General features: G+C 45.6%; 12 protein-coding genes. 7 read left to right on the top strand and 5 right to left on the bottom strand.

All coding sequences use genetic code 11. The annotated features are described in order from the left end of the window. Positions 1-1012: 1012 nt before the first annotated feature. Entirely contained in the window at positions 1013-1543 is a 531-nt protein-coding gene (locus QZW47_RS05550) for a peptidoglycan-binding protein (RefSeq protein ID WP_293124849.1), read from the top strand. Between the two features lie 93 nt (positions 1544-1636). On the opposite strand, the gene QZW47_RS05545 is transcribed toward QZW47_RS05550, so the two are convergent. Continuing rightward, the gene (locus QZW47_RS05545; protein WP_293124847.1) at positions 1637-1762 is read right to left on the bottom strand and encodes a hypothetical protein; all 126 of its coding nucleotides are present in this window, start codon (positions 1760-1762) and stop codon (positions 1637-1639) included. Positions 1763-1968: 206 nt separating this feature from the next. Here QZW47_RS05545 and QZW47_RS05540 point away from each other — a divergent pair, with 206 nt between their 5' ends. The 5 genes from QZW47_RS05540 (at position 1969) to QZW47_RS05520 (ending at position 7491) form a co-directional block, all read left to right on the top strand. Further along, positions 1969-2394, top strand: coding sequence for a photosystem I reaction center subunit II PsaD (locus tag QZW47_RS05540; RefSeq protein WP_293124845.1), 426 nt, complete (start codon positions 1969-1971; stop codon positions 2392-2394). Positions 2395-2658: 264 nt separating this feature from the next. Further along, positions 2659-3522, top strand: coding sequence for a GNAT family N-acetyltransferase (locus QZW47_RS05535; RefSeq protein ID WP_293124843.1), 864 nt, complete (start codon positions 2659-2661; stop codon positions 3520-3522). A gap of 199 nt (positions 3523-3721) precedes the next feature. Continuing rightward, positions 3722-5272, top strand: a complete 1551-nt coding sequence (gene trpE, locus QZW47_RS05530) for an anthranilate synthase component I (protein ID WP_293124841.1) — start codon at positions 3722-3724, stop codon at positions 5270-5272. 201 nt (positions 5273-5473) lie between these two features. Then, on the top strand, positions 5474-6358 hold the full coding sequence (locus QZW47_RS05525) for a PhzF family phenazine biosynthesis protein (protein ID WP_293124839.1): 885 nt from the start codon (positions 5474-5476) through the stop codon (positions 6356-6358). 635 nt (positions 6359-6993) lie between these two features. Then, positions 6994-7491 carry a hypothetical protein gene (locus QZW47_RS05520; protein WP_293124837.1) on the top strand — a complete coding sequence of 166 codons (498 nt, stop codon included), beginning with the start codon at positions 6994-6996 and terminating at the stop codon, positions 7489-7491. On the opposite strand, the gene QZW47_RS05515 is transcribed toward QZW47_RS05520, so the two are convergent. The 4 genes from QZW47_RS05515 to petH form a co-directional block, all read right to left on the bottom strand. Beyond that, positions 7488-8324, bottom strand: coding sequence for a hypothetical protein (locus QZW47_RS05515; RefSeq protein WP_293124835.1), 837 nt, complete (start codon positions 8322-8324; stop codon positions 7488-7490). The genes QZW47_RS05520 and QZW47_RS05515 overlap by 4 nt on opposite strands. Positions 8325-8705: 381 nt before the next feature. Beyond that, a complete protein-coding gene (locus QZW47_RS05510) occupies positions 8706-10022 on the bottom strand; it encodes a homoserine dehydrogenase (protein ID WP_293124833.1) in 1317 nt (438 codons plus the stop codon). A gap of 255 nt (positions 10023-10277) precedes the next feature. Continuing rightward, a complete protein-coding gene (locus QZW47_RS05505; protein WP_293124831.1) occupies positions 10278-11033 on the bottom strand; it encodes a Uma2 family endonuclease in 756 nt (251 codons plus the stop codon). A 388-nt stretch (positions 11034-11421) separates the two neighbouring features. Then, the gene (gene petH / locus QZW47_RS05500) at positions 11422-12630 is read right to left on the bottom strand and encodes a ferredoxin--NADP reductase (RefSeq protein ID WP_293124829.1); all 1209 of its coding nucleotides are present in this window, start codon (positions 12628-12630) and stop codon (positions 11422-11424) included. 908 nt (positions 12631-13538) lie between these two features. Here petH and QZW47_RS05495 point away from each other — a divergent pair. Beyond that, on the top strand, positions 13539-14543 hold the full coding sequence (locus QZW47_RS05495; protein WP_293124827.1) for a phosphoribulokinase: 1005 nt from the start codon (positions 13539-13541) through the stop codon (positions 14541-14543). The last annotated feature ends 54 nt before the right edge of the window (positions 14544-14597 follow it).

Raw genomic sequence — 14597 nt, 5'->3', positions numbered from 1 at the left:
ATTTTTCTTTCCCCCTGGGGAAGTGTTACAGGATTTAACTGAAATAGTACAACATCCTGCGGATTGTTGTAAATTATTTTATTAAACTTTTAGAATATAAACTGAGCGCATAGATCGGGAGCTAGTCGTGGCGAGGTGCCGCAAGCAATTGCAGAATTGGCAGATTGCTTGACACCACAAGTAATCACATAAATAGCTTATTATTATACGAGTCTTGAAGGGCGCTTTGTTTGCCTAATCATATAATTCTAGGTGTATGCTGCGGATATTACTTAGGTGTAAAATCTCCTTTTCTGGTGGATGCTGGTGAGATTACTTAGCTAAAAACTCTGGTTGTCGGCAGTTCGTGGCGCTTGCTTAATAACAATTGCGAAAAAACTCGCTTTTTTAAGGAGAATACTTGATTAAAAGCGTGTAATTAAGTTAAAAAACCTGGTTTTAGAGCGTTTGGGAGCGTAATTCTCGATCGATGCAGGATACCACAGAAAATTTTTTACACTAAAACCCGCCGCCACCATATCCCTATCGCCTCCGCCCAAGCAACGGATACTTCTTGCTGTGCGACAAAAGCCGTCAATAGCGCCAAATTTTCGACTCAACGACGGACGAGGGGCTGGCGCCTGTTGCTAGCGGCAGATTAATCTGCGGGCTCGCATCATCTGATATCTCAAAGCTCAAATCGACTCGCGCTGCGATATCGGCCTTGCAGGTGATGCGATCGGGCGGTGTTGGGTATTAGGATTGAAAAATCTTGAAGCAGATGTAAGATGCGTTTGCCTCTTAAACCCAGTTTTCAGGCAAAATTTAGGGTTTTGATACGAATGGAGTACGGGGATATTTTGAGGAGAAGTCTGAGGCGCAGAACTCCTGAGAGGGTAAAAGTCGATCGAATCTGTTGAGACACGGGCGGGCGCTAGTGTGGATTCGTGAAAAGTTGAGAATGCCAATATTTGGCCCGGAAAGAGTTTTTTGCGATCGGAATACTCAAACCTAGAGGTGAGCAAAATTTATTATGTCATTGATAACCAAGATGAAATCTACCCGAGCAATCGCCAACAAACCGCAACTGCAATTAGGTTCTCAAGGTCAAGCAGTATTGGAACTCGAACAAATGCTAACCAAGTTGCGCGTTTACCGCCAACCTGCGAAAGGAATTTTTAACTCATCAGTTGATTTTGCTGTGAAATTATTTCAGTTTCGGGTTTTCTTGTCGCCGGACGGGATTGTCGGGCCGCTGACTTGGGAGGCGCTTTATACTGAAAGTCCTGTTAATATGCCGGTAGTAAAATTGGGCTGTTCTGGGGAAGCAGTCGCTACTGTTCAGGAAGTGCTGAAGGTTTCCAAGCACTACGGCGGCTCGATTGACGGCGTGTTTTCTAATTTGACTGATGGGGCTGTTCGCGCATTTCAAAAAAGCTTTGGGCTCAAGGCCGACGGGATTGTCGATCGGCAAACTTGGGCTGCTTTGAGTCAAATTCCGCGCGGCTATGACCCGAATTGGTTCTTGACTGAGGATCGCAAATTAAATAACTTACAATTTTAATTGTTATTGTGGGGTGTCCCGCCCGCCCTTGTAAGAGGGGCGGGCTCTCCCGCCCACCCCACAAACTTGTGCAAGTTATTAAATTTTCATTCCTTAGGGTTGATAGGATTTTCGATTTTTGCATTGAAGATGGGGCGATATTTGTGCGATCGCGTGTGTGGGGGGAGTTGCGGGAATGTGGGATGCTTCGGGTGCTGGTAGCGCATCCGAAGCATTCATGTTTTTGGCGATATTTTGGGCTGATTCGCAACGCGAGAATTTTATTTTATAAGGTTGCTATAAATTACCAAGTATCAATTATTAATTACTAATTACCAATTATCAAAAAAGATCGATCGCCAAAAAACTGTTAATTTTCCTTACAATTTCGAGAACAGGGTACAGTCTCGATGATACGATGCCTGGAAAATCCTTTGGATATATCTATGGCAGAAGAACTGACTGGACAACCCCCCATCTTCGGCGGCAGCACCGGCGGCTTGCTGACCAAGGCGCTAGTTGAAGAGAAGTATGCTATCACTTGGACTAGCCCCAAGGAACAAGTGTTTGAAATGCCTTCGGGTGGCGCTGCGATTATGCGTCAAGGCGACAATTTGCTGTATCTGCCCCGGAAGGAGCAGTGCATCGCTTTGGGCGGCCAGCAACTGCGGGCGAAATTCAAAATCTCGAACTACAAAATCTACCGCGTATTTCCCGACGGTTCTAATGAGTACCTGCATCCCAAGGATGGCGTGTTCCCTGAGAAGGTGAACGAAGGTCGTGTTGCCAACGGTAGTGTCCCTCGCAATATTGGCAGCAATCCAAATCCGATTAAGGTGAAGTTTACTGGTAAGAAGACTTACGATCCTTAAGCGATCGCTGCATTGCTGAGCAAGACATAGGTAATATTGCCTCGAACTGCTTAGTTAAGACAGATCCCCCCTAGCCCCCCTTAGGAAGGGGGGGACAAGAGTATTCTCTTTCCTCCCCCTTCTTAAGGGGGATTGAGGGGGATCTGGACTCGGAGAAAAGCGAGATTTATCAATGGTTTTAGGGTTAAGTTGAAAGGAATGGGCCGCGCCCGACTGCTACTGCAAACATCGAATTTAATTAAAAAGTTAATCGTTAAATTAAAAATGAATGTCGCAATCAGGCGATCGCAGATTTCTGATATCGATGTTTGCGCTCGCATTAATTATGAAGCTTTTAAAGATATTTCCGATCGCCACTGCTTCCCTCATACAGATTTTCTGACAGTAGAGCTGGCTGCCGAAATCACTCGGTTTTGGATCGAAAGTCCTTCGTATTTCGGCGTTGTAGCCGAGAGTGAGGGTGCGGTTGTCGGCTGCGGGTTTATGGACGAACGCAACCCGATTCGCGGTATTGGGCCTGTGAGTGTCGATCGCACTTTTCAAGGCCGCGGCGCAGGGCGCGAAATCATGAAAGCCTTACTGGAACAGGGAAAAGACGCTCTGGGCATCCGTTTGGTGCAAGAATCTTTCAACATGGCTTCGCTGTCGCTGTACGCTTCTCTGGGTTTTGAGGTGAAGGAACCTTTCGTGTTAATGGAGGGGAAGTTTCACAGCCCGCCACAGTATGGGTTTGAGGTACGGCCGATGGCTAGTGAGGATGTTGGCGAATGCGTGGCTTTGTGCGAAAAAGTCTGTGGGTGCGATCGAACTTCCGAGATTGAATACGCCCTGAATAACTATTCTCCCTTGGTTGCTTGCCAGCAAGGTCGGATTGTGGCTTATACTTGTGCGGTGTCCACTTTGGGTCACAGCGTCGCCGAAACCGAGACAGATATGCAGGTTTTGCTCTTGGGGGCTGCTGCGTACAGTTCCGAAGATGTGCTAGCTTTTCACTTGCCGCTGAGGTACGCAAGTTTGTTTCGCTGGTGCTTGCAATCCGGGCTGCGGGCCGTCAAGCCGATGGCGGTGATGGCAGTTGGCGAGTACCGGCCACCCGAGGGCTGTTGGTTTCCGTCTTTTGTTTATTGATTGTAAGTAAATCAACTTAATTAAACATACAATATGTATGGATAAAAAGGTTGGTGTGTATTTCTTCTTTGTTCTTTCTTCTTCTTATTTGTTCTTTCTTCTTCTTCTTTCTCTATTTCCTTCTTCCTTCTTCCTTCTTTCTTCTTCCTTCTTCCTTCTTCCTTCTTCCTTCTTCCTTCTTCCTTCTTCCTTCTACTTTATGATATTTCCCGATTTCTCACAATTTTCGGAACTGGCGAAACAAGGCAATTTTGTACCCGTGTATCAAGAATGGGTGGCTGATTTGGATACGCCTGTATCTGCGTGGTATCGGGTGTGCGCGGGTCAACCCTACAGTTTTCTGCTGGAGTCGGTGGAAGGCGGGGAGAAGGTTGGGCGTTATAGTTTCTTAGGCTGCGATCCGTTGTGGATTTTGGAGGCTAGGGGCGATCGTACAACTCAAGTTTACCGCGATGGTTCCCAAAAAGTATTTACGGGCGATCCGTTTGCGGCTTTAACCGAGTGTTTGCAGCCTTACAAACCGGTGAAATTGCCGCAGTTACCGCCGGGAATTGGCGGGTTATTCGGTTTTTGGGGTTATGAGTTAATTAAGTGGATAGAATCGCGAGTGCCGGTGCATCCAGCGAGCGAGGATGATTTGCCGGATGGATTGTGGATGCAGGTTGATAATTTGCTGATTTTTGACCAGGTAAAGCGGAAAATCTGGGCTGTAGGCTATGCGGATTTGCGCGAGACTGGTGTGGATTTGGCAGAGGCTTATGGGGCGGCGTGCGATCGGGTTTCTCAGTTAGTAAATAAGCTAAAATCGCCACTTTCACAGCAATCTACTCTCCTAGAATGGACTCCGCCGAGTTACGACGGGCAAGATGCCCGTTCCACAAGTGAGAATACAGAATCAGCTTACAGCAGCAATACCACTCGCGAACAGTATTGTGCCAATGTCTTGAAGGCGAAAGATTATATCAAAGCCGGAGATATTTTTCAGGTAGTAATTTCGCAACGGCTGCAAGCTGAATACAGCGGCGATCCTTTCGCACTTTACCGCTCTTTGCGCCTGATCAATCCTTCTCCGTATATGGCTTATTTCAATTTCGGAGATTGGCAGATTATCGGTTCCAGTCCCGAGATTATGGTGAAAGCAGAAAACACTGCTGACGGCAAAAGAATTGCAACTTTGCGGCCGATTGCTGGTACGCGCCGCCGGGGCAAAACTCCTCAACAAGATGATGCTTTGGCTGCGGAATTGCTGCAAGATCCTAAGGAAATTGCGGAACACGTGATGTTAGTTGATTTGGGCAGAAATGATTTAGGTAGAGTCTGCCGCAGCGGGACTGTAAAAGTTGATGAATTAATGGGGATTGAGCGTTATTCTCATGTGATGCACATTGTGAGCAATGTAATCGGAGAATTGGCAGAGGATAAGACTGCTTGGGATTTGTTGAAGGCTGGTTTTCCCGCTGGTACTGTTAGCGGTGCTCCGAAGATTCGGGCGATGGAAATCGTGCACGAGTTGGAAGGTTGTCGCCGCGGCCCATATTCTGGGGTTTACGGATTTTATGATTTTGAGGGACAGTTGAATAGTGCGATCGCAATTCGGACTATGGTTGTTCAATCGCAGGGAGGTGACAAACATTCGGTTTCCGTGCAAGCTGGTGCTGGTTTGGTGGCTGATTCTAACCCAGATATGGAGTATGAAGAAACTCTCAATAAAGCCAGGGGTATGTTGCAGGCTATTCGCTGTTTGAAGTAGCAAGTCTGGGTTTAAAATAAGAGTCGATGTCGATAAGAGTCGGCGATTGAAATCGCCCCTACACAAACGATGTCCGCCTCCGCGGACTGAAGAAGATAACGTAATTTTAACCGCCTGGTATTCAACCCGCGCACCATCCGGGTTTTGCTTTTGTAGACGCGATTTCAATCGCCCGGTATTCTAATCTTAAAAGAGGGAAATATGAATTTTTATATAGTTGATGTGTTTGCCGAGTCAAAGTATGCTGGCAATCAGCTAGCTGTGTTTTGCGGTGCGGGAGTTGCGGAGCTCTCCGAGGCCGAAATGCTGCTGATAGCAAAGGAAATCAATTATTCGGAAACCACGTTTATTCGATCGCCCTTCCTCCAAAATAACGGCTACGACGTGCGAATCTTCACGCCCAAGAAGGAATTGCCGTTTGCCGGTCATCCGACGCTGGGGACGGCGTTTGTGTTACAACAAGAGATAATTGGCCAAAAGGTCGATCGGGTAATTCTCAATTTAGCAGTTGGTCAAATTCCAGTCACCTTTAACTATCGCAACGAATCCGCAGATATCTTGTGGATGCGACAAAACCCACCAACATTCGGTCAAGTTTTATCAGCCGAAAGCCTCGCAACCGTCCTAAATTTAGAACTCGATGAAATTGATTCTAGATTTCCAAGCCAAGAAGTTTCTACCGGAGTACCGTTTATAATTGTACCGCTGAAAACCCTGGCATCGCTCAAAAAAGCCAAAGTCAACCTAGACAAATACTTTGAACTAATTAAAACCACAGAAGCGAAAGAAATCTTAATATTTTGTCCAGAAACTTACAGCGACATTAACGATTTAAACGTCCGAGTTTTCGCCCATTCCTTAGGAATTCCCGAAGATCCAGCAACGGGGAGTGCCAATGGCTGTTTAGCTGGATATTTGGTAGAATATACTTATTGCGGGGAATCAGAGATTGATGTGAGAGTCGAACAAGGTTATGAAATTGGTAGACCTTCGTTGCTGTTGTTGAAAGCAGAAAGAAATCAGGAAGAAATAGAAATTTTGGTCGGAGGTAAAGTGTTAATGGTAGCGAAAGGAGAATTTATTTAAAATATTCAAATATAGGTTCATATATAGGTTCGTAATGAGGACTTTAGTCCTTCTTTTTAAGGAGAATTTATTTAAAATCGTCAAATACAGGTTCGTAGTGAGGACTTTAGTCCTTCTTTTTAAGGAGAATTTATTTAAAATCGTCAAATACAGGTTCGTAGTGAGGACTTTAGTCCTTCTTTTTAAGGAGAATTTATTTAAAATCGTCAAATACAGGTTCGTAGTGAGGACTTTAGTCCTTCTTTTTAAGGAGAATTTATTTAAAATCGTCAAATACAGGTTCGTAGTGAGGACTTTAGTCCTTCTTTTTAAGGAGAATTTATTTAAAATCGTCAAATACAGGTTCGTAGTGAGGACTTCAGTCCTTCTTTTTAAGGAGAATTTATTTAAAATCGTCAAATACAGGTTCATATATAGGTTCGTAGTGAGGACTTCAGTCCTTCTTTTTAAGGAAAATTTATTTAAAATCATCAAATACAGGTTCATATATAGGTTCGTAGTGAGGACTTTAGTCCTTCTTCGTTGCGGACTAAAGTCCTCACTACGAACCTATTGAGCTTAATATGAGCTAGCTCATATTCATTCCTGTGTGTCACTGGCATAGTAAAAAGGTCATCTCTACCAGATACTTTATCATGATACCAACATTTGCACGGACTTTAAACTTATCCCCTGACGCTTCCGAAGCCCTGCTTTCACTTTCATTAACCAGCTTGATCCATTCACCGGAATTAAATCAACTCTTGGGAAGTCTGGATACTGGTTTGCTAAAAGAAACTTTGCCAACTGCTGGCGCTGTCTTATCCCAAAAACTCCCAGCTTTTTATGACTGGTTGCAAACTGAATTAGGAATTAAAAACGTCCCCGACAGTCCCGATCATGCTACCAAATGGGTAGTCGGCTTTCTGAAGAATCAAGAAAGTTTAACTCGTTTGGTTGAAATGCACAAATCGATTCCCAGCAAAGCATTAGAAAAAGCGATTCCTCCCTTGGTTGGTGCTTTTAATGAAGTTCAACCCACCGCCGTCAAGCAAGAGTGGGAAAAAGCGATCGCAGCCCTTTGTCTGGTACTCGCCGCCGCAGCGCGGGAAAATCAGTCGCCGGCAGTATCAAAGGCTTTGGTAGGCGTTTAGGTAAAGCGGTTTTTTCGGAAAATTTGCAGTTGCGCGCGATCGATCTCAACGACTACCGGCTTTTTCTGGTTGAGGACGATCGCATTATGCCGATTCAACAACAGCCACTGAGCCAATATTACCACCAGGACTCGCCTTTTGCGAAACTTGCGTTCAAAATGAGCCATGCGGACGATCGCCTCTTCGATTTTATACCACCAGTTGTTCCCTTTCTGAGAAATCACAAAAATCGTTCCCGGTATGTAATCGCCTCCATTTGCCCAGAAAGCATACCTTTCGCCTAAAGTAAAGTAGTGAAAAACATTGGTAGCCGTGGAAGTTGCAGCTAACTTTTGGGAAACGCCCAAAGAATTAAACGTTACAGTCGATCGCAAATAATCCGGGTATTTTGCTACAATCTGTTGAGCAACCTTGCCGCCCAAACTTTCTCCGATGACATCAGCCGGATTTCCGCTGTCAAATTGCTGTTTCAGCCAATCAATAGCGCCGCTAGTCTCCGCCGATGTTAACTGGCGTTGTACTTTGGCGATAAATACATCTGGCGTATCTTCCAAAACGCGATCGAAAGGATACCACGAACCGTAACCGCGAATCACCAGCACGGGCGGATTATTCCCAGAAATAGGAAAGCGACTTTCAGCATAAAAACCACTGCGAGTATCTTCAAAGACTTTTTCTATGGTATAATTTCCATCAACAACTTGCCCCGGTTCGTGCCGAACATAAATTGACGGATTGCTGGGCTGCTGAGTATCGTGGAGTTGGGGTTTAGCAAACTTTTCGTAGAGAGAATCTAGCAAGTGCCTTCCCGTAGGGCGATCGACAAAATCCAATTGTATTGATCCATAATAAACTAAAAAAATCTAAAAAAGGTTCGTAGTGAGGACTTTAGTCCGCATCAAGAAGGACTAAAGTCCTCACTACGAACCTCATCCAATTTTATTGATCTCATACTCAACTAAAAACAATCTAAAAAAGGTTCGTAGTGAGGACTTTAGTCCGCATCAAGAAGGACTAAAGTCCTCACTACGAACCTCACGGAATTCTTACAAACTAAAAAAGGTTTGTAGTGAGGACTTTAGTCCGCATCAAGAAGGACTAAAGTCCTCACTACGAACCTCACGGAATTCTTACAAACTAAAAAAGGTTTGTAGTGAGGACTTTAGTCCGTATGAAGAAGGACTAAAGTCCTCACTACGAACCTCGCGCAATCCTTACAAAACTCGCAACGTACTAGCAATACTATCCACTGCTTCCATCGCCCGAATTTCATCAAGTGCTTGTTGAAAATTCCCTTCCCTAACATCGTGAGTCACAACGACAATTTCTGCTAAATTGCCGTGAATTCCCGTTTGCACAATTGACTCCAAACTCACTTTGTGGTTCCCGAAACAAGTACCGAGTTTACCAATTACCCCCGGAGTATCCCGCGTCAGGAAACGCGCATAAAAGCGAGTCACAAGTTCCTGCATTTCGGCAATTTTGCAGTAATGTTGGTGAGAGCAACTCAGCAAAGGATGGGGAATCGGCACAGTTTCAGTTTTCAGGATAGCAGCCACATTCAAAATGTCCGATACCACCGCACTCGCAGTCGGCCCAGCCCCCGCACCGCGTCCGTACAGCATCAATTGCCCGATCGCATCTCCTTCAACTAAAATGGCATTATAAACCCCATTAACACTCGCCAGCGGATGAGCTTTCGGCACAAAACTAGGATGCACGCGAATCGAGAGAAGTTCCCCTTCTGCATTTCCATTTTGCTCGGAAATCTTGCTAGTTTCTGTAGCAATAGCCAACAACTTAATTACAAATCCCAGCTTATCGGCGTAGTCAATATCAGCCGCGCTAACTTGTGTAATACCTTCGCAATGAATATCTGCTAATTTGATGCGTCCCCCAAAAGCCAGCGAGGCTAAAATAGCAATTTTATCAGCCGCATCCAATCCACCGACATCTGCTGTAGGGTCAGCTTCAGCATAACCTAATTGCTGAGCGTCCGCCAGGACTTCGGCAAAGTCTGCACCTTCTGTCTGCATCCGCGTCAGGATGTAATTAGTTGTCCCGTTAACGATGCCGGTGACACTTTTGATCCGGTTTGCACCTAAAGATTGTTTGAGGGTTTGAATCACTGGAATGCCGCCGCCGACAGCAGCTTCTAGCATTACATAAACGCCTTTGGCGTTAGCAGCGTCGAAGATTTCATTACCGTAGCGGGCGATAACTGCTTTGTTGGCGGTGACTACGTGCTTCCCGTTGGCGATCGCTTGCAAAATGAGCGATCGCGCCGGTTCCAATCCGCCAATCAGTTCTACTACAATATCAATTTCCGGGTCAGTGGCGATCGCCTCTAGGTCAGTTGTCAGCACATTTTCTGGCAATTGTAAAGACCGAGTTCGAGAAATATCGCGCACTCCCACCCGATAGATTTCCAATTCCTGCAACAGCGGATGGCGGCCGTCTGGAGAGAGCAAAATCTCTGCTGTTCCCGCGCCAACTGTACCTAAACCTAGCAAACCAATTTTGAAAACCACGACTTTGACCCGTAGAAAATCACTTAATCTACCATCATTGTATGACAAGCGCGCATTCACCGAATATCCACAGGCTCGACTTCTTTAAAAAATCTGACTCTATCTCATATCATGTCAGGTCAATCACTCCTAATATAAACCGTTCCATCGTTCGGAATGCGAGTTTTTGCTAAATGCGGACTAAAGTCCTCACTACAAACCTGTTTTATTCTTTGGATACTATATCACTAATTCATCCAGACTTTGCATGGCAATTTAAAGTTCTGTATCGATCTCTTCCCCCAAATCTCGGAGCTTTTGCGCCAATCTTTCGGCACGCTGCCTTTCTGAATTAACTTGCTGTTCTAGTTGTTCATTTTGCTGTTCTAATTGTTCATTTTGCTGTTCTAGTTGCTGTAGCTGTGCTTGTTCTTCTCTAATTAAATCTTCTACTAAGGGCGGATATAGCACTTGATTCACCGATAAAATAAATTCAGCGAACTGTACAGACTGGACTTGATCTCCCGGCAAAAATTCCTGATGAGAATAACTGCTTTCATTGTCGGGACGGCTGCATACTCGTATTTTCGGTCTAGTGGGGTCTACAATCCAATATTCAGGGATATCAATTAAGTCATATTCTGCCCGTTTGCGGATGTAGTCATCCCGCCAATTTTGACTGGTAACTTCGATGACTAATAGCGGTTTTTCTTCAAAGTCCAGCACGGCAGAACCGGGTTGCGCGCAGACTTGTTCCCACAGACTGTGAGTGCAAATCACCACATCAGGAATGCGGGAAGAGTTTTCCTCAGTTCGGACTGCGGTAGTCACAATTGCCACTAGCGGTAGGTTATGTGTCGCAAAGAAGCGCCGGAATTGGTAAACCAAAAATTGACAAGTTTTAATGTGGATTCCTGTAGGTGTTGGAATTTCAATCAAATTTCCCCGATATAATTCATAACAAACACCTGACTCTCCTTGATAGTTCAGATATTCTTCAAAAGTGAGTTTTTGAGTAGAAATTAGAACCATTTCAGTTATCTCCCTGTTTCGGTGAGCTTACTGTATATTTTACACTTGTATTGGGTGAATCAGCCCGCGATCCTAAATCCGGGTTAAAAAAACACTCTATGAGTCAAAAAGGGAAGAGAGGGAGAAATTAAAGATCGATCGACTTTCAGGGCGCAGCCAACCTGAAGTTAGCATCGAAATTCAAAACAATTGCAAAAATTATAGGGCGAGCCAAAGCCCGCCCTACAAATCAGATTAAATCACCTTACCAGAAAGAATTGGTTTAAAGCCTCTCCCTTGTAAGGAGAAATTAAAATCAGACTATTCATTAGTCTAATCGTCTTCCTGACCGGGAGAGATCACCCTCAACAGTCAACAGTCAACAGTCAACAGTCAACTGACTGAAACATTAATAAGTTTCAACGTGCCAGCGATGCTCTTTCTTCAACTGTTTCTGATAGCCAGCCCAGTCAATGCCGTGCTTGCTAGATGCCGCAGACATTCCCTCATCAATGCCGCCTTCCATGCCCTTCAAACCGCAGATGTAAGTGTGAGTTTTTGGCTTTTGAACCAATTCCCACAGTTGGTCTGCGTTCTCTTGAATCCGGTTTTGAATGTACATCTTACCGCCGGCTTCAGTTTTTTGCTCGCGGCTGATTGCATAAGTCAATCGGAAATTATCGGGGAACTCGCGTTGCAATTGCTCCAATTCTTCTTTATAGAGAATGTTAGGAGTGTAAGCAACTCCAAAGAACAGCCAAGCTAAACCTTTGAACTTGTAACCAGGATTATTTTCCTTGAACATCCGCCACAAATAAGCGCGGAAAGGAGCAATACCCGTGCCGGTAGCCATCATAATTACTGTGGCATCTTCGTCGTCGGGCAATAGCATTTCCTTGCCTACTGGGCCGGTGATTTTAACATCAGCCCCGGGTTGCAAACCTGTCAGAAAAGTCGAACAAACGCCGAATACTCTTTCGCCACTTTTTGGGTCATTGTACTCGAGCCGGCGGACGCACAGGGACACTGTTTTGTCATCTACATCGTCTCCGTGACGGGTGGAGGCGATCGAGTAAAGCCGAATTTTGTGAGGTTTACCGTTTTTATCAGTCCCATCAGGAATAATCCCGATACTTTGACCTTCGAGATAGTGTAAATTGCCTCCTGAAATGTCAAATTTAACGTGACGGACTGTGCCATCGCCGCCTTCTCTGACCATTTCTTCTGTAGAAATGCACTTACCAATATAGGGATTGGCTGGCTTGTAGAGGTTAACAGGAACCTGAACTTTTTCTTTGGCTTGAGTCATGGGCTTAGTTTTTTCTCCAGATTTCTGACTCTGTAGCCCTGCTTCTGGTGCGACTTTGCCATTAGTAGTTTCGGGAGCGCCGTTTAAGGGGCGGATGCTGACGATTTTTCCACCCATGCGAGCAATTCTCCGCATTTCCTGATTCATGCGATCGTAGGGTACGGAGATAAACACGCTACCGCTACGGCGAATCGGGTGAGTTATTTCGTCAGTTGCTTTGCTCTGACGCATACCCTCGACTTCGTAAACAAAGATGCGGCTGCCTGATTCTGAGTTGGCCGCTACACCAGATATGCTTGGGCTGTACATTTGTTGCTTGTCCTTCACGATACAGAGTTATAAAGAAAGAGAATGTGACGTTAGACTCAATTTACTTTTTTCTTAAGGTCACCTGGACTAATTGCCCGCGCGCATCTTTGGGCATCGTCGCGCAAGCGGGAGTTTCAAGTTGAGATCGCTTCGCCTCTAATTCCCGATTAGCCGATCGCCCCGCTTGGCCCAAGCGTGGCTGCGTTCAGGTGTTGACCTATAGCTATTGTTGTCTGCGTACTGGCAATATTTTACCCGATCGGGGGATCGGCCCCGATAACTCATTCTGATTTCGGGAGATGGGATTCGGGGAGAGCCGGAGATGGGATTCGGGGAGAGCCGTTTAAGGGGAGACTGGGAAAACGAAGAGGGGAATGGGTCTGAAGAAATATACAATTTAAATGAAGTACAGCTTCAAGCAGGATTTGACCAAATGACCTTGAGCTTGTAGGGGGCGGACGCATTCTGGTAAGATTAATCACTAAAGTTAGCATTAATTACCAAAAAATTGGGTCTAAAGCCCTGTCCTTACAGGACGGCTTGGATGATTGAACTATATATTGTTGATGCGCGAGATGTAAAAATCCGGTCTCAACTGCATAGTCCAAAAAATCTCAAAGAGGTTGGGACATCAACCTCCGGGCTAGGCAATATCAGACAAGCTGTGCTTGCGTTTGCTGTTTGAATCCACAATCCCCATGCCTTGAGGGTGGGGAGTATGTCAATGGCCTTGAAGATTGCTTCGGTCTTCCCTGGCAGGCAGTCAACTGACTGCTGTATGCTGGTGAGTGCTCGATCCTCTCGGGGTAGCAAAGCCGCACAAAGCCAGCGCGCTACCTGCGGGCTGAAATTTTGTGGAATCTAGACTTCAGATACTTAGTAAACAGTGATTTTGTTAGAGGGAAACTATGACCAGTAAGCCGGATCGCGTGGTTTTAATTGGCGTAGCCGGAGACTCCGGTTGCGGAAAATCTACTTTTTTGCGCCGATTGACAGATTTGTTCGGGGAAGATTTCGTGACTGTAATCTGCCTCGATGACTATCATTGTCTCGATCGCAAGCAACGCAAGGAAACAGGGATTACCGCCCTTGACCCCAGAGCGAACAATTTTGACCTGATGGCCGAGCAAATGAAGGCGCTCAAAGAAGGTCGGGGAATAGACAAGCCGATTTACAACCACGAAACCGGTCTGCTCGATCCTCCTGAGCGGGTAGAGCCGAATCACGTGATTGTGATTGAGGGGTTGCACCCCCTTTACGATGAACGAGTGAGAAATCTCATCGACTTCAGCGTCTACCTCGACATCAGCGACGAAGTAAAAATTGCTTGGAAAATCCAGCGCGACATGGCGGAACGGGGCCACCGTTACGAAGACGTGCTGTTTGCGATCAATGCTCGCAAACCAGATTTCACGGCTTACATCGACCCACAAAAGCAATATGCTGACGTGGTAATTCAAGTATTGCCGACCAACTTGATCAAAGATGACAAAGAACGGAAGGTTCTGCGCGTCCAAATGATCCAGCGCGAAGGCATCGCCAACTTTGAACCTGCGTACTTGTTTGACGAAGGTTCCACAATCAACTGGGTTCCTTGCGGCCGCAAACTGACTTGTTCCTATCCCGGAATTAAGATGTACTACGGCCCAGATGCTTTCTACGGCCACGAAGTCTCGATTTTGGAAGTAGACGGCCAGTTCGAGAATCTCGAAGAAGTGATTTACATCGAAAGCCATTTGAGCAAGACTTCTGCGAAATACGAAGGCGAGTTGACTCACCTGTTACTCCAACACCGCGAATATCCCGGTTCCAACAATGGAACTGGTTTGTTCCAAGTATTGGTGGGATTGAAGATGCGGGCGACTTACGAGAAGTTGACTGCGAAGGAATCAAAAGTAGCTGTTAGTGTTTAGAACTCTGACATGAAAGATTTGAGAGGCGCCAGTGCGCCTCTTTTTTTGTGAGAA

The sequence above is a fragment of the Microcoleus sp. bin38.metabat.b11b12b14.051 genome (assembly GCF_013299165.1).
GTDB lineage: Bacteria > Cyanobacteriota > Cyanobacteriia > Cyanobacteriales > Microcoleaceae > Microcoleus.
Note: the sequence above shows the minus strand (reverse complement) of the source record. Positions and strands in the feature narration are given on the sequence as shown.